Origin of the sequence: Streptomyces sp. NPDC090032 (assembly GCF_044748025.1) — a bacterium.
Classification (GTDB): Bacteria; Actinomycetota; Actinomycetes; order Streptomycetales; family Streptomycetaceae; genus Streptomyces.
Genome location: NZ_JBIVFF010000001.1, coordinates 91,478 through 116,339, shown reverse-complemented (window position 1 = coordinate 116,339; position 24,862 = coordinate 91,478). Strand labels below are relative to the sequence as shown.

Here is a 24,862-nt window from a genome sequence, read left to right as displayed (position 1 = left end):
GGTACGGCTCACTGCTCGTCGCCTCCCTTGAGCCGGCCCACGAGGTAGAAGGCGAGGATGACCGAGATGACCGCGACCATCACGCAGCCCATCGCCGCCGCGTAGCCGAACTGGCCGTAGCGGAAGGCCTCTTCGTAGGCGAAGAGCATGGGCAGCCGGGTCCGGCCGCCCGGACCGCCGTTGGTCAGGACGTAGACCAGGGCGAACGAGTTGAAGTTCCAGATGAAGTTGAGCGCGGTGATGGCGAGGGCGACCGGCCTGAGCGCGGGCCACGTCACGGCGCGGAAGCGGCCCCAGGCGCCGGCGCCGTCGAGCGCGGCGGCCTCGTGGAGTTCGGGCGAGGTGTTCTGGAGTCCGGCGAGCAGGGCGACGGTGGTCTGTGGCATGCCCGCCCAGATCCCGACGACGATCACGGCGGGCAGCGCGGTCGCCAGGCCGGTGAGCCAGTCGCGCCCGTCGCCGAGGCCGAGGTCGCGGATGGTCTCGTTGAGGATGCCCGCGTCGGGGTTGTAGACGAGGCGCCACATGATGCCGACGACCACCTCGGGCATCGCCCAGGGAATGATCGCGAGCGCCCGCGCCAGCCAGCGGAACCGGAGGTTCTGGTTGAGCAGGAGCGCGAGGCCCAGCGCGAGCAGGAACTGGGGGACGGTCACCCCGACCGCCCACAGCAGGCCGATCCGGAACGAGTCCCAGAACAGCGTGTCGTGCAGCAGGTCCTGGAAGTTGAGCGCGCCCACCCACTGGGTCGGCGCCGTACGGCCGGCCTGCGAGTCGGTGAACGCCAGCGCGATGCCGTAGAGGAGGGGCCCGACGCTGAGCACCAGGATCGGGATGAGGGCGGGCAGGACCAGGAACCAGGCGCGGTCCGCGGGACGCCCGCCGCCCGGTGGTCCCGGCGCGCGCTTCCCCGGCCGCGTCGTTGCGGTCGCCAATGTCACGTGTCCGGCTCCTTCGGGCGACTGGTGGGGGTCCGGCCGCCCCGGCGGCCTCCGTCATCGTGCTGAGGGACCCGTGACTCGTCAAGCCAGTACGCACGACGTTGTCCGTTACGGCGCCGACCGGGGCGTATGCGCATGTGGAACGGGTGCGAGACTGGGCCCGCAACAAGGGATCGGCGGGAGGCAAGTGATGGACGAGGCGCAGGCGCGGAAGGTGCTCGCGGCGGCGGGGATCCCCGGCGGGCAGCGGGGCGACGGGCCGCAGGGCGACGGGCAGGAGGCCGAGCTGCTCGCGCTCGGCGAGAACGCCGTGTTCGCGCTCGGCGACCTCGTGGTCAAGGTGGGCCGCGACCCCGAGCTCCTGGAGCGGGCCCGGCGCGAACTCGCCGTCGCGGGCTGGCTCGCCGACCAGGGAGTGCCGGCCGTACGGGCCGCCGGGCCCGAGCCGCTTCTCGTGGACGGCCACCCGGTGACGCTGTGGCACCGCGTTCCGGCCGCGCTGCGCCCCGCCGAGCCGCGCGACCTGGCCGAACTGCTCCGCCTCGTGCACGCCCTGCCCGCCCCGCCCGTCGCGCTGCCGCGCCGCGAACTGCTCGGTGGCGTCGAGCGGTGGCTGCGGCTCGCGGGCGACGCGATCGACCCCGCCGACGCCGCGTACCTGCGCGAGCGGCGCGACGGCTTCGCGGACGCGGCGGCGGCGCTCGTCCCGCATCTGACGCCGGGCCCGATCCACGGGGACGCGCTGCCGCGCAATGTGCACATCGGCCCGGACGGGCCCGTTCTCGTCGACCTGGAGACGTTCTCCTCGGACCTGCGCGAGCACGACCTGGTCGTCATGGCGCTCTCCCGCGACCGGTACGGCCTCGACCCCGAGGCGTACGACGCGTTCACGCGGACGTACGGCTGGGACGTGCGGGAGTGGGACGGATGCGCCGTGCTGCGCGGCGCGCGCGAGACGGCGAGCTGCGCGTGGGTCGCCCAGCACGCGCCGACCAACCCCAAGGCGCTCGCGGAGTTCGAGCGCAGGGTGGCCTCGCTGCGGGACGGGGATCCCGCGGTGCGCTGGTACCCGTTCTGAGGGCGGCCGTCCCGGGCGCGTGACGGAACCTCCGCCCGGGAGTGGGTGGTGGGACCGGTTGAACTCCCGCCCGGGGATGGGTGGTTGGACTCCCGGGCGGGAGTTGTTGGACTTTCGTTCCGAATTCATCCGATCTCTTTCCTGCGGTGGGGTCCTGGAGCAAGGTACGGCGGAGTTGGCCGACCCTTGCCTGGAGGACCTGATGCCCGCGCACCCCGAAACCGGCTCCACCGAACCCGGCTCCGCCGTCTCCCGCCGCTCCGTCCTCAAATACGGCTCAGCCATCGGATCTCTCCTGGCCCTGAGCCAGGTCCCCGCCTTCACGGCGCAGGCGGCGCCGAGACCCGGCGGGCACCCGGCCACGCCACGCCTCGTCCCCGAGGCCGACGCGCTCGCGCTGCGGTACGGGTCCCCGGCCGCCGAGGACCAGCTCATGCGGGAGGGGCTGCCGATCGGCAACGGCCGCCTCGGTGCCGTCGTCTCCGGACACCCCTCCCGCGACGTCCTGTCCGTCTCGGACGTCACCCTGTGGTCGGGCGGGGCGAACGACGCACTGGAGTCGGACGGCCAGTTCCCTTACGACACCACCCACTTCGGCTCGTACGGTGTCCTCGTCAAGGCGTATCTGGAGGTGCCGGGACACGATCCGTCCGCCGTGAGCGGCTACCGGCGGCGCCTCGACCTCAGCAACGGCGTGACGACGGTGGAGTACGAGCTCGGGGGCACCCGCTTCCGGCGCGAGACCTACTGCAGCCACCCCGACGACGTGATCGTCGTCCGGCTCACCCGTGTCGGCGGCGGCACCTGGAGCGGTCGCCTCACGCTGACCGGGACGCGCGGCGAGCCGGTCACCGTGGACCCCGCCACCGCATCCGCCGGTTTCGCCGCGAAACTCGACAACGGCCTCGCGTACGCGGCTGCCGCGCGGGCCGCGGCGCACGGCGGCGGCACGGTCGGCGCGAGCGGCTCCTCGGTCACCTTCGAGGGCTGCGACGAGGTCCTCCTCGTCCTGAGCGGCGGCACCTCCTACTCCCCCGGGGCCGACGGGTTCATCGACCGCGACGCCGACCCGCGCGCCGTCGCCACCGCCCGTACCGTCGCCGCGGCGAAGCTCGGCGCGACCCGCCTCCTGGCCGCCCATGTCGCCGACTACCGCGCCCTGTTCGACACCATGAGCGTGGACCTGGGAGCGTCCACCGACGCGCAGCGGGCCCTGGACACCGACAAGCGGCTGCTGGCCCGGCAGGCCTCCGGCGGCCGCCCCGACCCCGAACTCGAGGCCTCGTACGTCCAGTTCGGCCGCTACCTCACCGTCTGCGGCTCGCGCTCCTCGCTGCCGCTCAACCTCCAGGGCCTGTGGATCGACCGGAACGACCCGGCGTGGATGGCGGACTACCACACCGACATCAACCTCCAGATGAACTACTGGCCCACCGACAGGACCGGCCTTCCCGACTGCTTCGACGCGCTCGCGGACTACTGTCTCGCCCAGGTCCCGCACTGGGAGAAGCGCACCCGCGACCTGTTCGACGACCCGCGCAACGGCTTCCGCAACACCAGCGGCGAGACCGCCGGCTGGACCACCGCGATCTCCACCAACACGATGGGCGGCCCCGGCTGGTGGTGGCACCCGGCGGGCAACGCCTGGCTGTGCAACTCCCTTTTCGAGCACTACGAGTTCACCCTCGACCGGCGCTACCTGGCGAAGATCCTCCCGCTCCTGGAGAGTGCCTGCGCGTTCTGGGAGAAGCGGCTCGTCACGACGACGGTGAAGGACCCGAAGACCGGGGCGGACGTCGAGGTCCTCGTCGACGACCACGACTGGTCGCCGGAGCACGGCCCGACCGACGCGCGCGGCATCACGTACGCCCAGGAGCTGGTCTGGCAGCTCTTCGAGAACTTCCGCACCGCCACGGCGGCCCTCGGCACCTCCAAGGCGTACGCCCGCCGCGTCGCCGCCCTCCAGGACAGGCTGTACCTGCCGCGCGTCAGCCCCACCACGGGCTGGCTGGAGGAGTGGATGGGCGGCGCGAACCTCGGCGAGACGCAGCACCGGCACCTCTCCCACCTCGTCGGTCTGTTCCCCGGCGACCGCGTCAGCCGCGACCGCAGCCCGCACGACGTCCTCGTCGCCGTCGACAAGGGGCTCACCGCACGCGGTATGGACTCGTTCGGCTGGGCCTGCGCGTGGCGGGCACTGTGCTGGGCCCGGATGAAGGACGCGGAGAAGGCCTACCAGCTGCTCGGCACCGTCCTGCGCCCCTCCGTCGACCACAGCAACGGCACCGCGCCCAATCTCTTCGACATCTACCAACTGGGCGGCAGCAGCTCGGTGTTCCAGATCGACGCCAACTTCGGCGCGACGGCCGCAGTGATCGAGATGCTGCTCTACTCCCGGCCGGGCCTCGTCGAGCTACTGCCCGCGCTGCCGGTCGCCTGGGGCACTTCGGGCAAGGTCACCGGCATCGGCGTGCGCGGCGGATTCACGGCCGACCTGGAGTGGAAGGACGGCGTCGCGACGAAGCTCCGGCTCACCTCGACCGGCGGCCGCACCACCCGCGTACGGGCCGGCTCCTGGTCGAAGGACGTCGCCCTGAAGCCGGGGGCGAGCATCTCCCTGACCCCGTCGTACGCGTCACAGCGCTACGTCCTCGTCAACCGGGCCGACAGTCGCCTGGCGATCGAGGTGTCAGGGACCGCCGAGTCCGCGCCGCTGGTCCTGAGCGCGCGCACGGGCGGCGCGGCGCAGCAGTGGAAGTTCGCCGAGACCCTGGACGGCGGCCACCGCCTCACCAATGTGCACTCCGGACTGACGGCGGACGTCAGCGGCGGCCAGGCCACGGAGGACGCCCCGGTCGTCCAGTACCGGGCCACCGGCGCCGACAACCAGCACTGGCGCGCGGAGTCCACCGACGGCGGCCATGTCCGCCTGGTGTGCGTCCGTACGGGCAAGTCCCTCGGGACGGCGGGCGGTTCGGCTGCGGCGGGGGCGGCGGTCGTCCAGCAGACGTACACGGGCGCGGCGTCGCAGCAGTGGAAGCGGGTGGCCGTGTAGGGCGGCACGTGGCGGCGGGATCTTCACGGCTTCACGCAGTCACCAGCTCCCGGCCGGTGACTCCGTGAAGCCCCCGCCCACCACTCAGACTCCCGGCCCCGTCAGCTCCCGCATCGGCCACGTCGCCTCGACCACCGCCTGCGCGTCCCCCTTGCGGCGCAGGAAGGACTGGAAGTCCGCCGCCCACTGCGCGTACCACTCGATCTGGGATGCGTGGAGCCGAGCCGGCCCGAGGGAGGCGACCTTCGGGTGGCGGCCGGCTATCGCGGCGGCGAGGCGCGCGGCGGCGAGGGCGTCGGCGGAGGCGTCGTGCGCGGATTCGAGCGTCACACCGTACTCCTGGCACACCGCCTCGAGGTTCCGCTTGCCCTTGCGGTAGCGGTCCACGGAGCGGTCGATCGTGTACGGATCGATCACGGGCGCCGGGTCCACACCGCCGAGCCGCTCCCGCAGCGACGGCAGGCCGTGGCGGTGCAGCTCCGCGGAGAGCAGGGTCAGGTCGAACGTGGCGTTGTACGCGACGACCGGCACGCCCGTGCGCCAGTACCCGACGAGCGCCTCTGCGATGGAGTCCGCGACCCGGTCGGCCGGCTCGCCCTCGGACGCCGCTCTCTCGTTGCTGATCCCGTGCACGGCGACCGCGTCGGCCGGGATCTCGACCCCCGGGTCGGCGAGCCACTGCCGGTGTCCCAGCGGCCTCGCGTCCTTGACCTCTATCACCGCGCCCGTGACGATGCGCGCCTCGCGCGGATCCGTCCCCGTGGTCTCCAGGTCGAAGCCGACCAGCAGCTCCTGGTGCCATCCCATCGCGGCCCCCTTCTTCATGGTGCGTCCCCGTGTCTCCCCCAGTGGTCACCACGATGACATGGGGCACTGACAACGGGCCGGGGGCGTTCCGCTTGCCGCCGTGCGGCGGGGTCAGGACACGGGCCGGGCGTCCGCCCACGCCAGCTCGAATTCCTCGCGATACGTCGGGAAAAGTCCGGCTTCCTCCCCGTCGTGGGGACCGTTCGCCTTCAGCACGCGTCCGGGTCCGCGCAGCACGAGGACCGGCGCCTCCATGCCCCTGGCCCGGCGCAGATACGACTGGACGACCCCGACTCCGTCCGATCCGTCGCCGTCGACGAGATACGCGGTGAACCGTGGCGTCTCGTCGTAGACCTGGATCTCGAACGCGCCCGGGTCACGCAGCCGGGCCCGGACCCGGCGCATGTGCAGGATGTTCATCTCGACGGCCCGGCTCAGCTCGCCGCGCTTGAGGCCCAGCTCCCGCTCCCTGCGCTTGACGGCGCTGGAGGCGGGGTTGAGGAAGAGGAGCCGCACCCGGCAGCCGGACTCGGCGAGCCGGACCAGGCGGCGGCCCGAGAAGTTCTGCACCAGCATGTTCAGGCCTATGCCGATGGCGTCGAGGCGGCGGGCGCCGCCGAAGATGTCCTCGGCCGGGAACTGGCGAAGGAGGCGCACCCGGTCCGGGTGCACGCCCACGACGTCGGCGTACCGGTCGCCGACGAGCTCCTCGACGGCGTCGACGGGGAGCCTGCGGGCGGACGGCACGTCGGAGCCCGCGCCGAGCATCTCCAGGAGTCGCCCGGAGGCACGCTCGGCCTGGGCGAGGACGGCCTCGGACAGGGCGCGGTTGCGCGAGACGACGTTCCGCGTCACCTCGAGCTCGTCGAGGGCGAGTTCGACGTCGCGGCGGTCGTCGAAGTACGGCTCGAAGCAGGGCCAGTGCTGCACCATCAGCTCGCGCAGCTGCGGCAGGGTCAGGAAGCTGAGGACGTTGTCGTCAGCCGGGTCGAGGAGATAGCCCTTGCGGCGGCTCACCTCGCGCACGGCGACGGCCCGCTGGACCCACTCCTGACCGGCGGGCCCGGCGGCGGCCACGACCCAGTCGTCGCCGTGGACGGGTTCGTAGATGGGGCGCAGCACGGCGGCCACCACGGCCCGCAGCCGCTGTTCGACCAGATTCAGCCAGATGTAGGCGCGGCCGGCCCGCTGCGCGCGCGTGCGCACCTCGCTCCAGGCGTCGGCACCCCAGGCGAACTCCGACTCCGGTCCGATCTGGGATCCCATGTCCATGGGCCGTGCCAAGGACACCGCTCCGGGCGGGACGTCAGCGGAGCTCCCCTCGTGACCTGCGTCACCAGGGGGCAGCTCCAGCCCACCCGAGCTCACCCACGCACCGCCTTCCGCTCCCCCGAGCACTCCCCAGCAACGATCAAGGAAGGGTACTCCGGTAGCGGTCGGCGGTGCAGCCGGATGGGCAGGGCAGTTTCTCAACTACCGTTTCTGGGCACGCCGTTCTGGTCCGCGAGGTCGGCGGGAGTGAGCGGATTCATAGCGGTCACGTCCCTGGGGGCCAGCGAGAAGCCCTGCCAGTGGACCGGCATCGGCTGCTGGTCCTCGTCCCGGGCGATGTGGTGGAACCCGATGTTGACCCAGGTGATCGGGTGCGTGAGCGTCTGCCCGCCGACCCACTTGTCGACGCTGGCGCCGCCGCAGTGCCCGGCCGGGTTGTCGCTCGCGTACTGCTCGCACTTCTTGTACTCGGTGAAGTACACGTCGTGCTTGGTGAACGAGCGGCCGGGGAACTTGGCTGTGCGGCCGGGCACGAACTCGTAGGACCTGGGGTGGCCGTCCTTGTTCTTGCCCGCGGTGCTGACGACCCGCCACCAGCGCATGTCCTTCGCGTCACCGGCGAGTTCCTTGGTCACGGGGGTGCGGGTGGTCTTCGTGGTGGGGCTGCCGCTGCCGCGCGGCGCGGTGACCTTGGAGTCGTACTGCTCGACCTTGCTCTTGGGGGAGCCGTCGAGGCCGAAGTTGAGCCGCCAGAAGACGTTGTGGGCGTGGCTCTCGGCGTAGGCGCGGGCGCCCTTGCCGATCGGCCAGCCCTTGCCGTCCGTGCCGTTGTAGTCGTACGGGGAGAGGCTGCCGGTCGCGCCGACGTTCGACGTGATCGTCCCGTCCGAGGAGAACCGCCACTCGGTGATGTACTCGTACCAGGACGCCTTGTTGACCGTGTAGACGAGCAGGTCCTTGCCCTGGGCGGTGTAGACCTTGCCGCTGCCGCCGGTGCTCGCGTCGTCGTTGAGCCGGTACGCGTGCCCACGCGCGCGCGTGGTGGTGCACAGGCCCTGCACGTTGCCCCGGTCGGGCACCTTGACGGTCTTGATGGTGCCGCCGGGGCACTCGCCGGGCTTCAGGTTCTGCAGGGCGTACCCGAAGTCGGTCCCTGTGACGTCGTCGTACTCGTTCTCGCCGTCGTCGTAGGGGACGTGGACCTGCGCGAGACGGGCGCTGGTGAGGACGGCGATCGGCTTGGGCTCGTCCTTGGGCTGGTAGCTCACGTTGTCGAGGACGAGCCCGGACAGCGTGTTGTAGTGCCAGCACATGCGCCAGGTCGTGCCGCCGTCGAGGACCTGCTCGATCCTGTACGCGCTGCTGCAGGCCGGAGCCGCGGCGGCGGGGGCCTGCGGGGCGGCGTTCGCGGGGCCCGCGGCGCTGACGGCGGTGCCGAGCAGCGCGAGGGACGTGAGGGCGACGGCGGCCCGGGAACGGGCGCGCCGAAGTCTGGTGACGTGCATACGGAATGGCTCCTTCAAGCAGGAGGAGAGATGAGGAGTTGAGGCCGTGCGGCTCAGCCGAGGCGGCCGACGGTGCGCGCGCTGAGGTCGACGACCAGCGCGCGGGTGTCGATCCACGGCCCGTTCCTGACCTTCGTGACGACGCGCAGGCACCGGTGCTCGCCGCAAGGGGTGAGGCCGGACGGGACGTGGGCGACGGTCTCCTTGCGGAAGACCATGCCGCTCAGCTCCAGCTGGTCCGTGCCCGTCAGCTGCTTGCCGGTGGCGTCCTTGTAGTCCTTCTTCAGGCCGGCGCCGAGCGGGTTCGCGATGAGGAGCTGGGTCGCCTCGCGCAGCTCGCCGGGGCTCGGCGGCGGCTGCACGCCGTGCGCCGTGTCGGTGTTCTCGACCTTGCCGCTGTCGAGGTTCACGGTGCGGGTCACGACCGTGTCGGCCTTGTAGTCGTAGTAGACGACCTCGGCGCGGCGCTCGGCGGCCTGCGCGCCGCTCTGTGTGGGGTCCACCTCGCTGAGGTTCGTCGACAGGTGCTGCGGCCCCCGGTCACCCTCGACGTCCCGCGCGCTCCTGCGCAGTCCGTTGCCCGCCACCGCGATCTGTTCGGCGCGCTCGATCTCGTCGTCGGTGAGCGGGTCCCTGCCGACGCCCTTGTCGCCCTCCTTCGGCGCGGCCTCCACCACGCCGTCCTTCGGGATCGCGTCCTGCTGGGCGGAGCCGGCCTTGGCCTGGTCACCCGCGCCCGCCTCCCCCGGCAGGCTCACGCCCAGCAGCACGGCGGTCGCCGCGGCTGCGACGGCCGCTCCCGCCATCATTTTCCCCAGATGGCGTCTTGCGAGCTCTCGCACATCTTCCCCCTGTTGTCCCCGCTGCCCCACCTGTGGGCGGACGGGTATGCGTGGTCTTCCTGTAAGAGGGGCCCAATTCCTAGGTGGTTCCGTCACTTTCGGGAAGACTCTGGCGGAAGTCGCCCGGGGCATCCGGGCCGGAAGTGGAAGAGTCGTACCCATGCAGGTCTGGCCTGGACAGGCGTATCCACTCGGTGCCACTTACGACGGCGCCGGCACCAACTTCGCGGTCTTCTCGGAGGCCGCCCGGCGCATAGAGCTGTGTCTGCTGCACGACGACGGGTCGGAGACCGCGGTGGAGCTGCGGGAGACCGACGCCTTCGTGCGGCACGCGTACCTGCCCGGCATCATGCCGGGCCAGCGGTACGGTTTCCGCGCGCACGGCGCGTACGTCCCGGAGCGGGGGCAGCGGTGCAACTCCTCGAAGCTGCTCCTAGATCCGTACGCGCGCGCGATCAGCGGCCGGATCGACTGGGGCGAGGCGGTCTACGGGTATCCCTTCGGGGCGCCCGACAAGCGCAACGACCTGGACTCGGCGCCGCACACGATGTCGTCGGTCGTGGTCAACCCGTACTTCGACTGGGGCGACGACCGTTCGCCGCGCACGGAGTACCACCACACGGTGATCTACGAGGCCCATGTGAAGGGCCTCACGATGACGCACCCGGCGCTCCCGGACGAGCTGCGCGGCACCTACGCGGCGCTCGCCCACCCGGCGATCCTGGAGCACCTCACGGAACTGGGCGTGACCGCGCTCGAACTGATGCCGGTCCATCAGTTCGTCAACGACCACCGGCTGGTGGAGATGGGCCTGAACAACTACTGGGGCTACAACACGATCGGCTTCTTCGCCCCCCACAACGCCTACGCCTCCTGGGGCGACCGCGGGCAGCAGGTCCTGGAGTTCAAATCGGCCGTACGCGCGCTGCACCAGGCCGGCATCGAGGTCATCCTCGACGTCGTCTACAACCACACGGCCGAGGGCAACCACCTGGGCCCGACGCTGTCCTTCAGGGGCCTGGACAACGCCTCGTACTACCGCCTCGCGGACGACCGGCGCTACTACATGGACACGACGGGCACCGGGAACTCGCTGCTCATGCGGTCGCCGCACGTCCTCCAGATGATCATGGACTCACTGCGCTACTGGGTCACCGAGATGCACGTCGACGGGTTCCGCTTCGACCTGGCGGCCACGCTGGCGCGGCAGTTCCACGAGGTGGACCGGCTGTCGTCGTTCTTCGACCTGGTGCAGCAGGACCCCGTGGTCTCCCAGGTGAAGCTGATCGCCGAGCCGTGGGACGTCGGCGAGGGCGGCTACCAGGTGGGCAACTTCCCGCCGCTGTGGACGGAGTGGAACGGCAAGTACCGGGACACCGTCCGGGACCTGTGGCGGGGCGAGCCGCGCACCCTCGCCGAGTTCGCCGGGCGGCTGACCGGCTCGTCCGACCTCTACCAGGACGACGGCCGCCGCCCGCTCGCCTCCATCAACTTCGTCACGTGCCACGACGGCTTCACCCTGCGCGACCTGGTCTCGTACAACGAGAAGCACAACGACGCGAACGGCGAGGACAACCGCGACGGGGAGAGCCACAACCGGTCGTGGAACTGCGGCGTGGAGGGCGACAGCGACGACCCCGGGGTGCTCGGTCTGCGGGACCGTCAGGCCCGCAACTTCATCGCCACACTGATGCTCTCCCAGGGCGTGCCGATGCTCAGCCACGGGGACGAGCTGGGGCGCACGCAGAACGGCAACAACAACGCCTACTGCCAGGACAGCGAGCTGGCCTGGGTGCGCTGGCCCGAGAACCCCAAGAACCCCGAGAACAGCGAGAAGGGCTCCCTGCTGGCCTTCACGCGCGCGATGGCGCGGCTGCGGCGTGACCACCCGGTCTTCCGCAGGCGACGCTTCTTCCACGGGCGGCCGGTCGAGGGCACCCACGACGAGCTGACCGACATCGCGTGGTTCACGCCGGAGGGCGGGGAGATGACGCGGGACGACTGGGGCGCGGCCCAGGCGCGGGCCCTGTCGGTGTTCCTGAACGGAAACGCGATCTCGGAGCCGGGCCCCAGGGGCGAGCGCATCTTCGACGACTCGTTCCTGCTGATGTTCAACGCGTCGCCCGACGCGTTGGAGTTCCTCGTGCCGGTCAACCACGGCCGGCAGTGGGAGGTCGTCGTGGACACGGCGCTGCCCGAAGGGGTGCCGCTCGGGACCGGCGCGAAAGTGCAGGCCGGTGACCGCCTCACGCTCCTCGACCGGAGTCTGACGGTGCTGCAGCGGCCGGCGTGACTCCCGGTCCCGCGGGGGCCTTGACGAGGAGTGCGACGCCGAACGCGAGGGCCGCGGCCACGCTGCCGACCGTGAACGCCGCGGCGGGGCCGTGGGACTGGGCGAGGCGGCCCGCCACGGCGAGCGTGACCGCCTGCCCGCCGACGAAGGCGCTCGCGGCGAACGTCATGCCCTCGGCGAGCCGTTCGCCGGGCACGGCGCGTTCGGTGAGTCCGAAGCCGGTGATCAGGTTCGGCGCGAAGACGGCGCCGAACACGGTCACCGCCACGTAGAGGCCCGTCATGCTCTGTGCGTCGATCAGCAGGAGGGACAGGAGCGCGGCGGCGGCCGTCGCGACCCGCCAGCGCAGCGCGAGCCCGAAGCGCTCCGGCACGGCGGCCATGGACAGGCCGACGACGGCACTCATGACACCCATGGCGGCGTAGACGAGGCCCGCCTGGTCCTCCTGGCCGAGCTTCTGGGTGAGCGCTGTGATCCCGGCCCCGCAGCCGCCCAGGAGGACACCGAGGAGGACGAGGCCGAGGCGCACGAGCCCGACCTCGCGCGGCATGCGGGGGCGCCGGTCCCGCGACCCTTTCGGGGCGGGGGCAGCCACGGGGCGGACCGCCGTCGCCGTCGGGTGCAGCGCGAACGCCGTGCCGCAGCCGGCGACCAGGAGAGCGGCGGCCCCGAACGCGTACGCGGGGTGGCCGACGAAGGCCGCGACGCCGATCAGGGCGGGCCCGATGACGAACGACAGCTCGTCCATGGTGCTCTCCAGCGAGAGCACCGTGTTCACGACGCGCTCGTCCGCACCCCCGCGGCGGACGAGCGCGACGCCCCGGGCCCTGGCCAGCGGACCGATCCCCGGCACCGTGGCCCCGGCGAGCACTGCGAGCGCCACCAGGAGCGGCGTGGAGAGCCCCGCGAGGGCGCCGAGCGTGTAGCAGGCGATCGCGAGGGCGTTCAGCAGCGAGCTGCACAGCACGACACTCCGCTGCCCGCGCCGGTCGGCGAGCCGGCCGACGACGGGCCCCATGGCCACCTGGCCGAGCGCGAGCGCGCAGGCCACGGTCCCTCCGGTCGCGAGGGAACCGCTCGTCCTGGTGACCAGCAGGACGCTGCCGAACAGGATCACCGCCAGCGGCAGCCGCCCGAAGAACGAGATCACCGGGAGCAGTGCCCCGGTGGCCCCGAGCACCTCGCGGTATGTCGCCGACGTTCCCCCCACTGCCTGTGCCATCGTTCGAAGCTATCGACGGCGCCGGTGACATATGCATGCGGCGATGACACGAAAGACGCCGGGGCGGGTACGTAGGTTCGCATGACGCGCATGACACCGGACCATCACGGGGGCGAGGTCCCCGCCCCGCCCACCGCCACCTACCGGATGCAGCTCCAGCCGTCCTTCCCGTTCGCCGCGGCGGCCGGAGCCGTCCCGTACCTGGCCTCGCTGGGTGTCTCGCACCTGCATCTGTCGCCGGTCCTGGAGGCCGTCCCCGGTTCCACGCACGGGTACGACGTCGTGGACCACGCGCGCGTGCGGGACGAGCTGGGCGGTGAGGAGGGGCTGCGGGCGCTCGCGCGCACGGCGCGGGAGCACGGGCTCGGCCTGATCGCCGACATCGTGCCCAATCACATGGCGTCGGCGGCCGGTCTCAACCGGCCGCTCCAGGAGGTACTGCGGGACGGGCCGCACTCCCCGTACGCGCACTGGTTCGACATCGACTGGGAGGCGCAGGACGGGCGGGTCCTGCTGCCCGTGCTCGGCCACCGGCTGAGCCACGAGCTGGAGCACCTGGAGGTGGACGGCCGTGTGCTGCGCTACTACGAGCACGCGTTCCCGCTGCGCGAGGGCACGGAGACGCTGCCCCTTCCGGAGCTGCTCGACGCGCAGTGGTACCGGCTCGGCTGGTGGCGCCTGGCCCGCACCGAGCTCAACTACCGGCGCTTCTTCACCATTTCGGACCTGATCGGGGTCCGCGTGGAGAACCGGGAGGTGTTCGACGCCACGCACGAGAAGATCGTCCAGCTGCTGCGCGAGGGCGTTCTCGACGGGCTGCGCGTGGACCATCCCGACGGTCTGGCGGACCCCGGCGGGTATCTCAAGGACCTCGCCGACGCGGCCGCCGGGCGCTGGACCGTCGTCGAGAAGATCCTCGGCGAGGACGAACAGCTGCCCGCCGCCTGGCCGGTGGCAGGCACGACGGGCTACGACGCGCTGCGCCGGATCGACGGCCTGTTCACCGACCCGTCGGGCGCGGCCGAACTGCTCGGCCTGTTCCGGCGCTTCACGGCGGCGCCTGCCGACCGGGGCGGCGACTGGGAGGCCACGGCGCGCCGCGCGGCGTACAAGGTCGTCACGCACGAGCTGGCGGCCGAGGTGGACCGCCTGACGCGCGAGGCGGGCAGGTTGTGCGCCGCCGACGCCTCCCTGCGCGACCACGCCCCGTGGGCCCTGCGCGCAGCCGTACGCGAACTCCTCGTGCGCCTCGACGTGTACCGGCCGTACGTGACCGGGGGCGCGGACCCCGAGAGCGTGCTCACGCCGGGGGACGCAGAGGACGCGAAGGGGGTGTTCACCGTCGCCGAGGAGGCCGAGGCGGTGGACACCGTGCGCGAACTGGCACTCGGCAGGTGCGGGTCGGGTCCCGACCACGAGGCGTTCCGGGCGCGGTTCGCGCAGACGGCGTCCGCGTTGCGGGCCAAGGCGGTCGAGGACACGGCGTTCTACCGGCACGCGCCCCTCCTGTCGGCGACGGAGGTCGGCGGTACGCCGCAGAGCCCGGCCGTGGACCCCGAGTCGTTCCATGCGTACTGCGCGCGCGTGCAGCGCGACTGGCCGTACACGGGCACCGTCCTGTCGACCCACGACACCAAGCGCAGTGCCGATGTGCGGGCCGGGATCTCCGTGCTCACGCAGTGTCCCGGGCGCTGGGCCGACCTGCTCGTGGACGCCACCGAGCGGACCGCGCGCGAGGGCGGCGCGAGCGCGCCCGACGCCCAACTGGCCTGGGCGGCCTGGCAGACGGCGGTCGGGTTCGGCGACCGGGACGGCGAGCGGCTCCAGGGCGCGATGCTCAAGCACGTGCGCGAGGCGGGGCTGCACACGAGCTGGACCGAGCCGGACGCCGACTACGAGAAGGCGGTGCGCGACTTCGTGACGGCGGGCCCTTGCGGGCCGCCCGGAGAGGCCGTCACCGCGTTCGCGGACTCCTTGCGGCCCCATGTGCGGGCGAACGTCCTGGGGGCCGCTCTCGCCCACCTGACGATGCCGGGGGTGCCGGACGTCTACCAGGGGACGGAGCGCGAGTACCGGGCGCTGGTGGACCCCGACAACCGGGCGCCGGCCCGCTTCGACCTGGAGCTGCTGGAGCGGCTCGACTCCGATGAGGGGGCCGTGCCCGGCGAGCTGACCGACGAACTGTCCGGCGATCTGTCCGACGAGAAACTGGCGCTCACCGTCGCCGCGCTGCGGCTGCGCCGGGCGCACCCGGGGTGGTTCGGCGGCGAGTCGACGTACGAGCCGCTGGCCGCCCGGGGGGCGGGCGCCGCGCACTGTGTGGCGTTCGCGCGCTCCGGGGAGGTCGTCGCCGCCGTGACCCGGCTGTCCCTGCGCCTAGCGGAGGCGGGCGGCTGGCGCGACACGGAGCTACCGCTCCCGGAAGGCCACTGGGTCGATCTCCTGGCTCCGGGAAGGGAGTTCACCGGCCACGCGCGCGTGGACGACCTGTTCACCCGGCTTCCGGTGGCGCTCCTCGTACGGGCGTAGCCGGTCGACCGAGCAGCATCAGCAGCGACTTCGGGCCGCGGCCGCACCAGCGGTGAGGCACTGGATGTCGCCTTCTTGACAGGTGCCGCGCAGCGTGGGGTACTGCGGGGAGCACCAACGGGGGTGAGTCACCTGACGGAGCAGCGCTACCCAAATGTGGCCGAACTGGTCCAGTCAGCACGGGAGCTGGCGGCTCACCGACCCGACCTGTGCGTTCTACGCCAGGTCGGCACCTCACGCGCGGGCCGGCCGCTGCACCTGTTGTCGGTGGGGCACGACCACCGCGCGGTGCTCGTGGTCGCCGGGGCCCACGCGAACGAGCCGGCCGGTGGCTCCACTCTGCAGTGGCTTGCCGAACGTGTCCTGCTGGAGCGGGAGTTGCGCACCGACTGCTCCTGGCACTTCCTGTTGTGCGCCGACCCGGACGGCGCGGATCTGCATCGCACCCCGGCGCCACGCGACCTGCTCGACTACCACCGGAACTTCTTCCGTCCCGCGGGCCCCGAGCAACCCGAGTGGTCGCCCTCCGTGCTGCCGCCGGACCGGCTGCCGCCCGAGACGCGGGCCCTGACCGGAGTCATCGACGAGCTGCGCCCCTTCCTCCAGGTGTCGCTGCACGGCACCGACCTGGGCGGCAGCTGGGTGCAGTTGACGCGCGACATACCGGGGCTCGCGGAGCCGTTCGCCAAGTCGGCGGCGGAGCTGCACATACCCGTGGAGACGGGGGCGTCGGACGCGGCGGGCTGGCCCGCGGCGGGCCCCGGCGTCCATGTGATGCCGGAGCCCGGCGCCGAGGCCGCGTTCCCCAGCCTGCCGGACGACGCCCGGCACAGCACCTGGCACCACGCCCACCGCTACGGCGGCCGGACCGCGATCGTCGAGGTGCCGATGTGGGCGAGCGACCTCGTGGACGACCCGGCGCCGCACCCCGCCCCCGACCGGGCACTGCGGCGCCTCGCGCAGCGGCTGAGCCGGGACACGCTCCTGGTGGAGGAGATCCTCCAGTCGGCGCTGCCCCGGCTTCCCGAGGTGGACGGGCCGCTGATGCGGGCGGCGCGGTGGGCCGTCGCTCTGGTGCCGGGCCTCGCGGACGACTGGCTGAAACCGCCGCCGCCGGACGCCACGATGGCGTACGTGGGGAGCATCGACGCGTTCTCCAGACGGCTGCCGCTGCGGGCCGCCGCGATGCTCCTGCGGGTCCTGAAGGAGGCGGACGACCCGGACGCGGACCGTCTTGAACAGCTGGTGACGCACTGGTGCGACGCGTTCGCGGAGCGGTTCAGGGCGCGCTGGGTGCCGCTGGAGCACCAGGTCGAGCATCAGGCGCGTACGACCGTCGCGGCGGTGCGGCACACTCTCGCGGCGGGCGACTGAATGCGAACTCCCGCTCATGTCACGGGAGTTGTCCGGCGGCTGGTGCTGCGCCGCAGACGTTCCGCCGATGGCTATCGAGAGGAGACAGCCACGTGCATGATCTCCGCTGTCCGCCAGGCCGGGCGCCCTCCGACAGCCGGCAGGGCTACGCGTGCACGGCGAGCATCACGCCGCGGGGTGGTGTGAGCACGTACCCGCTCCTCCGACACACACCGATCGTCAGGATCAAGCACCAGGCCCGGTCGACGAGACGGCGCCCATCGGCGGAACTGGGAAGCGGCGGGCGCCACTGCTGGTCAGCTCATCCGCTCCACAGCGTCCTTGGACTCCTTGAGCCCTTCGCCGGTGAGCTGTCGGTACACCTTGATGGCCTCGATCTTCTTGCCCTGCCGGATCAGTTCATGCACCCGCTCCATGCCGGGTATCTGCGGCCCTTCCACACCGAGGTGGCTGAGCAGCAGATCCACTTTCTGCTCCAGCCGGGCAAGCCGGCGCTCGACACTCACGATCTTCCCCGACGGGGACGACAGAGAGAGCTGGGCAACGAGCACAAGGACAGCGGACAGCAGTACGAATTCCATACTCGAACCTTATGGCTTCGCGACGGAACTCTTCCGCGGCGCAGCACTAGTCGGCGGACAGCCGGAACGACATCCGGCCGAAGGCGACCTGGTCGCCGTCCTGGACGACTGCCGCCCCGACGACCCGTCGCCCGTTGACGGACGTGCCGTTGGTGGAGCCGAGGTCACGCAGCACCCACATGCCGCCCTGCCTGCTCAGCTCGGCGTGCACGCGCGAGACGGTCTCGTGGCTGAGGCGCAGCCCGTTGGCCGGGTCGCGCCCGATGCGCAGCGGGTACGGGCTGTGCGGCTGCGGCAGTTGAAGCTTCGGGAGCCGCTCGCCCTGCCACGCCCCGCGCAGCCGCACCGTGAACCCCGAGACCGCCGCCACGGCGCCGAAGACCTTCCGGGACCAGCGGCCCTCGGTGCGCAGGTCGGCGGTGAGCGCGGCGAGTTCGTCGGACCGGCGGGCGGCGAGGGCGAGTTCCATGCGCCGTACGAACGTGTCGTGCGACAGCCTGCCGAGCGCGGCACCTTCGCGGAGCTCCCGCAACGCCCTGTCGCGCTCGGCGTCGGACAGCCGCGCGGGATAGGTCTGGTGCTCGTACGAGGAGGCCACGTACGTGATTGTCGGGCAGCGCGGCCGGGGTGTCCAGAATACGGCGAACTTGAACCCGCCCCCCGGTGCGGCCTTGACCAGCAAGGATCGTAACTGGGCGCGCTGGAGGGGAAATCCGGGCGCGCAGGGCGCTTGCCCGCTGCTACGTTCGGCGGCCCGGACCGCCGCCGGGCGCGTTCGCGTAGACCAGGAGAGTTCTTGACTACTGCACCGCAAGGAAGCCCGCGCCCGACGCACGGCGACACAGATCTGGTCGTCCGCGCACTGACCGAGGAAGACGTACCGCTTTTCCGTACGTTCGACGATCCGGGCCTCGTGGGCCGCGTCATCACCGGCGTCGGCTATCGCACCGTCGCCGAGGGCGGCGACTACCGCCCCGAGTGGACCTGGGTCGCCCTGCGCGCGGGTCGCGTGGTCGCGCGGGCGGCGTGGTGGGGCGGCAAGGACGACACGGAACCGGTGAACCTGAACTGGTTCGACGTCCTGGAGGACGACGTCGAGGCGGGCACCGAGCTGCTGCGGCGGGCCCCGTACGACGTCGAGTACGAGCTGATCCTGCCCGCGGGCTGGCGTGAGGACCCGCGGACGCGGGCGGCCGCCGAGGCGCGGGCGGAGGCGGTCACGCGGGCCGGGAAGAAGCTCCTCGTGGAGCGGCTGCGCTATCGGTGGACACCGGAGAACGGCCTGCCGGAGCGTCCCGGCCGCCTGGAGTTCCGGGCGGAACCCGACGACGAGGTGATCCTCGACGTGCTGCGCCGGGTCCACTCGGCGACGCTCGACGCGCACGCGCTGCGCACCGTCGAGGAGTCGGGCCTCGACGCCGCCGCGCGGGAGGAGCTGGACTTCTTCCACTGGTGCCCGTCACCGCGCGAGTGGTGGCAGCTGGCGTACACCCCGGAGGGAGACCTGGTCGGCCTGCACATCCCCGCCCACAACCCCGGCGGGCCGTGCATCGGGTTCATCGGCGTGGTGCCGGAGCAGCGCGGCCGAGGCTACGCGTACGACCTGCTGGTCGAGTCGACCCACCTCCTGGTGGAGCACGGCGCCGAGTTCGTCGCCGCGGCGACGGACGACGGGAACTTCCCGATGGCGGCGAACTTCACGAAGGCCGGGTACCCGGTCACGGAGAAGCGCATCAATTTCGTCTGAGGTTCACCGGCCGGTTCGGCCGGCGGGTCCGATCCGGCGAGGAATGCGCGGAACCCGCTGCGAATCCCAGCGGATCGATCTCCGCTGACGCAGGATGGACGGGTCGTCACTGTCGGCAGACAAGGGGGAACCGTCCGTGCAGTTCGAGGTGTGGGCACCACAGGCAGAGCGGGTCGCGCTCCACTGCGAGGGCACCACGCGCGCGTTGGAGCGCGACCCGGACCGGGAGGGGTGGTGGACGGGCGAGGCGGACGCGCAGGACGGTACGCGCTACGGGTTCGCGCTCGACGACGGGCCGGTGCTGCCCGATCCCCGGTCGCGCCGCCAGCCGGACGGGCCCGACGGCCTGAGTGCGGTCGTCGACCACGAGCGGTACACGTGGCGCTCGGGGTCGGGGCCGGGGCACGGCCTCCCCGGCGCGGTCCTGTACGAGCTGCATGTGGGAACGTTCACGCGCGAGGGCACGCTCGACGCCGCGGCCGAACGCCTGGGCCACCTGGTCGAGTTGGGCGTCACGCATGTGGAGCTGATGCCGCTGTGCCCGTTCCCCGGGCGGCACGGCTGGGGCTACGAGGGCGTCAGCCCCTGGGCGGTCCACGAGCCGTACGGGGGCCCTGAGGCGCTGAAGCGCTTTGTCGACATGGCGCACGGGCTCGGGCTCGGCGTCGTCCTCGACGTGGTCCACAACCACCTGGGCCCCTCGGGCAACCATCTGCCCGCGTTCGGGCCGTACTTCACCGACACCCACCACACGCCCTGGGGCGCCGCGGTCAACCTCGACGCCCCCGGTTCCGACGAGGTGCGCGCGTACCTCGTCGGCAGCGCACTCGCCTGGCTGCGCGACTACCGGATCGACGGGCTGCGCCTCGACGCGGTGCACGCGCTGCGCGACACACGCGCGGTCCATTTCCTGGAGGAGCTGTCCACGGCCGTCGACGCCCTGGCGGAGGAGCAGGACAGGCCCCTGTTCCTGGTCGGCGAGTCGGACCTCGGCGACCCGCGCGTGATCACCCCGCGCGGCCACGGCGGCCTCGGGCTCCAGGCGCAGTGGAGCGACGACTTCCACCACGCCCTGCACACGGCGGTGACGGGCGAGTCCCAGGGCTACTACGAGGACTTCGCGAAGGCGCCGATGGCCGCGCTCGCCAAGACCCTGAGCCGGGGCTACTTCCACGACGGCACGTACTCGACGTTCCGGGGCCGGCATCACGGGCGCCCCGTCGACCGCACCCGCACCCCCGCGCACCGGCTGCTCGGCTACGCCCAGACCCACGACCAGATCGGCAATCGCGCGCAGGGCGACCGGCTCTCCGCGACCCTCTCCCCCGGGCTCCTGGCATGCGCGGCCACGCTCGTGCTGACCGGGCCCTTCACGCCGATGCTGTTCATGGGCGAGGAGTGGGCCGCAGGCACCCCGTGGCAGTTCTTCACCGACCACACCGACCCGGCGCTCGCGGACGCCGTACGCAAGGGCAGGCGGCGGGAGTTCGCGTCGCACGGGTGGGCCGAGGAGGAGATCCCCGATCCTCAGGACCCGGCGACCCGTGAGCGTTCCTGCCTGGACTGGTCGGAGCCGGACAGCGGCACTCACGCGCGCGTGCTGGCCTGGTACCGCGAGCTGATCGCGCTGCGCCGCGGCCGGGCCGACCTGACGGACTCCGACCTGGCGGCCGTGCGGGTGGCGTACGACGAGGGCGCCCGCTGGATCGCGTACCGGCGGGGAGATCTGCGGGTGGCGGTGAACCTGTCGGACGAGCCGGCGGCGGTGCCGGTCGGCCGGAACGGCTACCGGGTGCTCGCCGCGTGGGAGCCGGTGGGGCTGCCCGGCGAGGACGGTCTGCTCACCGTCCCGCCGCAGTCGTGCGCGGTGCTCGTCGGGCCGTAAGACGGCCCGTCAAAGGCTTCAGCCCGCCTCCGGGTCCTTGTCGGCGAGCTCCGTCACGAGTTCGAGGAGGATCGCCTCCCATGCGCGCTCCAGCTGGGTGCGCAGCAGCGGCACGGGGCTGTCGTCCGTGCCGTGGAGGCGCTCACCGAGGCGGACGAGTGTGTCGCAGCGGGCCAGCCACAGGCCGCGCAGGCTGGCGCGGGGGCCGTAACCGGCGAGGGTCGCCGCGCGGACGGCCGCGCGGGCGCCGACCGCGATGCTCAGGCCCGCGATGTCCTCGGCCGGGTCGCCGAGGACGGCGTCGGTCCAGTCGAGCACTCCGCGCACCCTGCCGTCGGGCGTCACGGTGAGGTGTTCGCCCTTGAGGTCGTGGTGGACCACGACGGCGCCGGGCTGCGGGGCGAGCTGCGCGGCGGCCTGCGCGGCCAGCTGCGCGAGGCGCGCGGGTTCGAACTCGCCGTCACGGCCGAGGAGTTCGGCGGACCGAGCCGCCTCCCGGCGCAGCATGTCGAGGGAGCGCGGCGGCGTCCTGACGAGGCCGAGCGCCTCGGCCCGCGCCGCGGGCACCTCCCTCAGCCCGCCGAGCAGCCCCGCGAGATCCTCCTCGCCGGCCGCGGTGACGTCGACGACGTCGCCCGAGGCACCCTGCAGCCGGGTGTCGAGGGTGTAGGTGCGCCCGCTCGCCCACTCGCCGGAAGCGAGAGAGGCGGGCACGGCGATGCCGACGTGCTGGCGCACGAGGTCGCGGAGCCTGATCTCGCGGCGCTGACGGGCGGACGACGGCGCGTCGAGGGCGAGGCGCAGCACATAGCGGGTGCCGACCCACCAGGTGGAGTGCTCGCCGCCTTCGGCCACGGGACCGACGTCGAGCTGCCCACCGTCGGGGAGGAGGGCGTCCAGCAGTCTGCGTACGGTGTCCTGGGTGGGCGGGGCGTCGGACATGGCGTCTAGCTCACGATCGCCATGTCCCGTGGCGTGCTGTTCAGCCTTCGTCCGCCGTCCTCGGTGACCGTCACGATGTCCTCGATCCGTACGCCGAAGCGGCCCGGCAGATAGACGCCCGGCTCCACGGAGAAGCACATTCCGGGAACGAGGGGCTGTTCCTCGCCCTCGATCATGTAGGGCGGTTCGTGCGTGGTGACGCCGATGCCGTGGCCGGTGCGGTGGATGAAGTACTGGCCGTAGCCGAACTCGGTGATCACCGCGCGGGCGGCGCGGTCGACGTCCTGGCAGGCGGCGCCCGGCTTGACCGCCGCGCAGCCCGCCGCCTGCGCCTCGCGCACGACGTCGTGGACACGCTGCTCCTCGGCGGTCGGCTCGCCGACGTGGACGGTGCGGGAGGTGTCGGAGCCGTAGCCGTGCTTGAGGCCGCCGAAGTCGAGGACGACCATGTCCCCGTTCTCGATGACTCGTTCGCCCGCCTCGTGGTGCGGGTTGGCACCGTTCGGGCCCGATCCGACGACGGTGAAGTCGACCTGGGAGTGCCCGAACTGCCGTAGGAGATCGGCGAGATCGCCCGCGACGTCGCTCTCCCTGCGGCCCGCGAAGGGCACCGTCTTGATCTCCTCGTACGTGGCGTCGGCGGCCTCGCCCGCGGCCGTGAGGCGTGCGAGTTCGGCCGCGTCCTTGACGGCGCGCAGCATCGGCAGGGCCTCGGTGAGGGAGGCGTACGACGTGTCGGGCAAGGTCTTCTGCAGCCCGATGAGGTGCATCGCCCACGCGTTGTCGCTGATGCCGAAGCGCCCGGAGCCGTCGAGGAGGGGCGCGGTCACCGCGTAGGGGTCCTTGCCGTCGGTCCAGTCCCGCAGGGTGAGGGCGTCCGCCCCCACCGCCTTCGCGGCGTCTGGGGCCTCCAGGGTGGGCACGACGAGTACGGGGTCCTGGCCCGGGGCGAGGACGAGCATCGTGAGGCGCTCGGTGTCGGCGGTGGGCGCGTAGCCGGTGAGCCAGACCATGTCGGGGCCGGGGGCGACGAGGACGCCGGCGAGTCCCGCGTCGGCCGCGGACCGGGCGGCGCGCTCCATGCGGGCCTTGTAGTCGTCGGCCGTGAACGGCGCGGGCGTGGCGGTCATCCGGTCCTCCGGGTGCTCCGAGCTGAACCTTGCTTCTCCGAACAGGACGTACGGGCAGCATCCTGCCCGGCCGACGGGCCTGACGCGAGTCTGTTCCCACATGCGCGCGCCGCCCGGCCAGACCGCTCCCTAATGCCTATTCATTGCTCAACCATTACATCTAATGGTTAGATCGACAGCATCCGTTAAGCCCCTTCTCCGGAGGACGTACGACCATGCTTGTACTGGCTCAGATCAGCGACCTGCACCTCGACGGGACCCCGCGCGCCACGGCGCGCGCCCGGCGCGTGATCGACCACCTCCGGGCGCTGCCCGGCCCGATCGACGCCCTCCTGGTCACCGGCGACATCGCGGACCACGGCGCGGAGTCCGAGTACGAGGAGGCGGCGGAGCTGCTGGGGCTGCACGACGGCGACGCACCCTTCCCCGTCCTGACCTGCCCGGGCAACCACGACAGCCGGGCGCCCTACCGCAAGGCGCTGCTGCGCGAACCCGCGGCCGAGGGACCGGTGAACCGCTCCCACCACGTCGGCGGCGCCGTGGTCCTCATGTGCGACTCCAGCATTCCGGGCGCCGACGAGGGCCGGCTCGACGAGGAGACGTACGGCTGGCTGGAGGACACCCTCGACGGGCTCGACGGCGAGAGCCCCGTCCTGCTCGCGTTCCACCATCCGCCGGTGGCGCTGCACCACCCGCTGCCCGACGCCTACCAGCTGGCCCAACCGCGGGCGCTGGCCGCCCTGTTGGAGCGGCGGCCGGAGATCGCCGGGATCATCGCGGGCCACGCGCACACCCCGGCCGCCACGGTGTTCGCGGGCCGCCCCCTGGTGATCGGTCCGGGCGTGACCTGGACGCTGCGGCTGCCCTGGGAGGGCGAGGATGTGGCGGACCGGGACGCCCCGGTGGGCCTGGCCTTCCACATCCTCGACGACGAGCAGAGGCTCACGACGCACTTCCGGGTCGTGTGACCCTCGGCCGCCCGATCCGAACGGGCGACCCTAGGTCACCACTCCAGGAGTCACCGCCAACACCTGGCGCGCGCCCGACTCGTGCCGGACCGTCAGCGTGACCTGCCGGCCCGGACGCGCGGACTCCACCGCCTGGGCGAGGGCGCCCGCGGAGTCGATGCGGGTCTCGCCGAAGGCGGTCAGGACATCGCCGCGGACGAGACCCGCCGTGTAGCCGGGACCGGGCACGTGCACGCCCACGAGCAGCGCCCCCGCACCCTTGGCCGCGTCCACCACCTCGACGCCGAGCGCCGCCCGCACGGGGCGCGCCGACGGCGACGGCAGCCCCGTGGGAGCTGCGGACGGCGCGGGCACCGCCGGAGGCCGCGGCGCCGCCCCCGCCTGCTGCTGCATCTCGGCCAGCTTGCTCATCCCTATGACGGCCGCGCCGACCGTGCCGAGGCCGACGCCCGACAGCACGAGCACCGTCCCGAACAGCAGCCCGAGCAGCAGGGTGACGAGGCGCCTGCCACGCCGCCGTGCCGCATGCGGGCGGCGGCCGCCCGGACCCTTCCCCCGGGCGGCGGCCGGCGCCTCACGACGCGGGGCTCCGGGCATCGACTTGGGGCGCAACGCGGTCTGTTCCATAGCCCACCTCCGGCCAAAGCTCTACCCGTCCGCACCCGGCGCGACGATCCCCGAACGAGTGAGA

19 protein-coding genes are annotated in these 24,862 nt (G+C 72.4%); 8 read left to right on the top strand and 11 right to left on the bottom strand.

The genetic code is table 11. The annotated features are described in order from the left end of the window. Positions 1 to 8: 8 nt before the first annotated feature. Positions 9 to 941 (bottom strand): sugar ABC transporter permease, encoded by a 933-nt coding sequence (locus tag ACIPWY_RS00440; RefSeq protein WP_362899104.1) that lies wholly within the window; start codon positions 939 to 941, stop codon positions 9 to 11. A 190-nt stretch (positions 942 to 1,131) separates the two neighbouring features. Between ACIPWY_RS00440 and ACIPWY_RS00435 the strand changes: the two genes are divergently transcribed. Both ACIPWY_RS00435 and ACIPWY_RS00430 read left to right on the top strand, forming a co-directional pair. After that, positions 1,132 to 2,019 carry a phosphotransferase enzyme family protein gene (locus ACIPWY_RS00435; RefSeq protein WP_401531973.1) on the top strand — a complete coding sequence of 296 codons (888 nt, stop codon included), beginning with the start codon at positions 1,132 to 1,134 and terminating at the stop codon, positions 2,017 to 2,019. Positions 2,020 to 2,221: 202 nt separating this feature from the next. Further along, positions 2,222 to 5,074, top strand: a complete 2,853-nt coding sequence (locus ACIPWY_RS00430) for a glycosyl hydrolase family 95 catalytic domain-containing protein (RefSeq protein WP_393700204.1) — start codon at positions 2,222 to 2,224, stop codon at positions 5,072 to 5,074. A gap of 84 nt (positions 5,075 to 5,158) precedes the next feature. On the opposite strand, the gene ACIPWY_RS00425 is transcribed toward ACIPWY_RS00430, so the two are convergent. The 4 genes from ACIPWY_RS00425 to ACIPWY_RS00410 form a co-directional block, all read right to left on the bottom strand. Continuing rightward, positions 5,159 to 5,881 carry a 3'-5' exonuclease gene (locus ACIPWY_RS00425; protein ID WP_383890841.1) on the bottom strand — a complete coding sequence of 241 codons (723 nt, stop codon included), beginning with the start codon at positions 5,879 to 5,881 and terminating at the stop codon, positions 5,159 to 5,161. A 111-nt stretch (positions 5,882 to 5,992) separates the two neighbouring features. Continuing rightward, positions 5,993 to 7,249: an SAV2148 family HEPN domain-containing protein gene (locus tag ACIPWY_RS00420; protein ID WP_393700206.1), complete on the bottom strand. Its 1,257-nt coding sequence runs from the start codon at positions 7,247 to 7,249 to the stop codon at positions 5,993 to 5,995. 101 nt (positions 7,250 to 7,350) lie between these two features. Next, complete coding sequence (locus tag ACIPWY_RS00415; protein WP_393700208.1) at positions 7,351 to 8,658, bottom strand: copper amine oxidase; 1,308 nt, start codon at positions 8,656 to 8,658, stop codon at positions 7,351 to 7,353. A 53-nt stretch (positions 8,659 to 8,711) separates the two neighbouring features. After that, on the bottom strand, positions 8,712 to 9,500 hold the full coding sequence (locus ACIPWY_RS00410) for a Tat pathway signal sequence domain protein (RefSeq protein ID WP_362899113.1): 789 nt from the start codon (positions 9,498 to 9,500) through the stop codon (positions 8,712 to 8,714). 160 nt (positions 9,501 to 9,660) lie between these two features. Between ACIPWY_RS00410 and glgX the strand changes: the two genes are divergently transcribed. Further along, positions 9,661 to 11,793, top strand: coding sequence for a glycogen debranching protein GlgX (glgX, locus tag ACIPWY_RS00405; protein ID WP_362899115.1), 2,133 nt, complete (start codon positions 9,661 to 9,663; stop codon positions 11,791 to 11,793). Here glgX and ACIPWY_RS00400 read toward each other — a convergent pair. Further along, complete coding sequence (locus ACIPWY_RS00400) at positions 11,747 to 13,015, bottom strand: MFS transporter (protein ID WP_362899117.1); 1,269 nt, start codon at positions 13,013 to 13,015, stop codon at positions 11,747 to 11,749. The genes glgX and ACIPWY_RS00400 overlap by 47 nt on opposite strands. A gap of 81 nt (positions 13,016 to 13,096) precedes the next feature. Between ACIPWY_RS00400 and treY the strand changes: the two genes are divergently transcribed. Beyond that, positions 13,097 to 15,544, top strand: a complete 2,448-nt coding sequence (treY, locus tag ACIPWY_RS00395; protein WP_393700211.1) for a malto-oligosyltrehalose synthase — start codon at positions 13,097 to 13,099, stop codon at positions 15,542 to 15,544. 123 nt (positions 15,545 to 15,667) lie between these two features. Then, the gene (locus tag ACIPWY_RS00390) at positions 15,668 to 16,918 is read left to right on the top strand and encodes a M14 family zinc carboxypeptidase (protein ID WP_362899121.1); all 1,251 of its coding nucleotides are present in this window, start codon (positions 15,668 to 15,670) and stop codon (positions 16,916 to 16,918) included. Between the two features lie 296 nt (positions 16,919 to 17,214). Here the strand turns inward: ACIPWY_RS00390 and ACIPWY_RS00385 are convergent, their stop codons facing one another. Together ACIPWY_RS00385 and ACIPWY_RS00380 are read right to left on the bottom strand one after the other, a co-directional pair. Then, positions 17,215 to 17,499 carry a ribosomal protein L7/L12 gene (locus tag ACIPWY_RS00385; protein ID WP_362899123.1) on the bottom strand — a complete coding sequence of 95 codons (285 nt, stop codon included), beginning with the start codon at positions 17,497 to 17,499 and terminating at the stop codon, positions 17,215 to 17,217. A 46-nt stretch (positions 17,500 to 17,545) separates the two neighbouring features. Next, positions 17,546 to 18,097 carry an FHA domain-containing protein gene (locus ACIPWY_RS00380; RefSeq protein ID WP_393700214.1) on the bottom strand — a complete coding sequence of 184 codons (552 nt, stop codon included), beginning with the start codon at positions 18,095 to 18,097 and terminating at the stop codon, positions 17,546 to 17,548. A 198-nt stretch (positions 18,098 to 18,295) separates the two neighbouring features. On the opposite strand from ACIPWY_RS00380, the gene ACIPWY_RS00375 reads away from it, so the two are divergent. Both ACIPWY_RS00375 and treZ read left to right on the top strand, forming a co-directional pair. Then, positions 18,296 to 19,246 (top strand): GNAT family N-acetyltransferase, encoded by a 951-nt coding sequence (locus ACIPWY_RS00375; RefSeq protein WP_362899127.1) that lies wholly within the window; start codon positions 18,296 to 18,298, stop codon positions 19,244 to 19,246. 136 nt (positions 19,247 to 19,382) lie between these two features. Continuing rightward, positions 19,383 to 21,131 carry a malto-oligosyltrehalose trehalohydrolase gene (gene treZ, locus ACIPWY_RS00370; RefSeq protein WP_362899129.1) on the top strand — a complete coding sequence of 583 codons (1,749 nt, stop codon included), beginning with the start codon at positions 19,383 to 19,385 and terminating at the stop codon, positions 21,129 to 21,131. Between the two features lie 18 nt (positions 21,132 to 21,149). Here treZ and ACIPWY_RS00365 read toward each other — a convergent pair whose 3' ends face one another. Further along, complete coding sequence (locus tag ACIPWY_RS00365; protein WP_393700217.1) at positions 21,150 to 22,073, bottom strand: aminoglycoside phosphotransferase family protein; 924 nt, start codon at positions 22,071 to 22,073, stop codon at positions 21,150 to 21,152. 5 nt (positions 22,074 to 22,078) lie between these two features. Continuing rightward, the gene (locus ACIPWY_RS00360; RefSeq protein WP_393700219.1) at positions 22,079 to 23,203 is read right to left on the bottom strand and encodes a M24 family metallopeptidase; all 1,125 of its coding nucleotides are present in this window, start codon (positions 23,201 to 23,203) and stop codon (positions 22,079 to 22,081) included. A gap of 215 nt (positions 23,204 to 23,418) precedes the next feature. On the opposite strand from ACIPWY_RS00360, the gene ACIPWY_RS00355 reads away from it, so the two are divergent. Then, positions 23,419 to 24,171, top strand: a complete 753-nt coding sequence (locus tag ACIPWY_RS00355) for a metallophosphoesterase (RefSeq protein WP_393700221.1) — start codon at positions 23,419 to 23,421, stop codon at positions 24,169 to 24,171. 30 nt (positions 24,172 to 24,201) lie between these two features. Here the strand turns inward: ACIPWY_RS00355 and ACIPWY_RS00350 are convergent, their stop codons facing one another. Further along, the gene (locus tag ACIPWY_RS00350) at positions 24,202 to 24,798 is read right to left on the bottom strand and encodes a PDZ domain-containing protein (protein ID WP_393700223.1); all 597 of its coding nucleotides are present in this window, start codon (positions 24,796 to 24,798) and stop codon (positions 24,202 to 24,204) included. Positions 24,799 to 24,862: the final 64 nt, after the last annotated feature.

Bases quoted from the DNA above. Each gene is read 5' to 3' on its own strand.
- treY (WP_393700211.1), top strand. From the start codon at position 13,097: ATGACGCGCATGACACCGGACCATCACGGGGGCGAGGTCCCCGCCCCG.
- ACIPWY_RS00385 (WP_362899123.1), bottom strand. From the start codon at position 17,499: ATGGAATTCGTACTGCTGTCCGCTGTCCTTGTGCTCGTTGCCCAGCTC.
- ACIPWY_RS00400 (WP_362899117.1), bottom strand. From the start codon at position 13,015: ATGGCACAGGCAGTGGGGGGAACGTCGGCGACATACCGCGAGGTGCTC.
- ACIPWY_RS00430 (WP_393700204.1), top strand. From the start codon at position 2,222: ATGCCCGCGCACCCCGAAACCGGCTCCACCGAACCCGGCTCCGCCGTC.
- ACIPWY_RS00365 (WP_393700217.1), bottom strand. From the start codon at position 22,073: ATGTCCGACGCCCCGCCCACCCAGGACACCGTACGCAGACTGCTGGAC.
- ACIPWY_RS00415 (WP_393700208.1), bottom strand. From the start codon at position 8,658: ATGCACGTCACCAGACTTCGGCGCGCCCGTTCCCGGGCCGCCGTCGCC.
- ACIPWY_RS00435 (WP_401531973.1), top strand. From the start codon at position 1,132: ATGGACGAGGCGCAGGCGCGGAAGGTGCTCGCGGCGGCGGGGATCCCC.
- ACIPWY_RS00425 (WP_383890841.1), bottom strand. From the start codon at position 5,881: ATGGGATGGCACCAGGAGCTGCTGGTCGGCTTCGACCTGGAGACCACG.
- glgX (WP_362899115.1), top strand. From the start codon at position 9,661: ATGCAGGTCTGGCCTGGACAGGCGTATCCACTCGGTGCCACTTACGAC.
- ACIPWY_RS00355 (WP_393700221.1), top strand. From the start codon at position 23,419: ATGCTTGTACTGGCTCAGATCAGCGACCTGCACCTCGACGGGACCCCG.
- ACIPWY_RS00350 (WP_393700223.1), bottom strand. From the start codon at position 24,798: ATGGAACAGACCGCGTTGCGCCCCAAGTCGATGCCCGGAGCCCCGCGT.
- ACIPWY_RS00360 (WP_393700219.1), bottom strand. From the start codon at position 23,203: ATGACCGCCACGCCCGCGCCGTTCACGGCCGACGACTACAAGGCCCGC.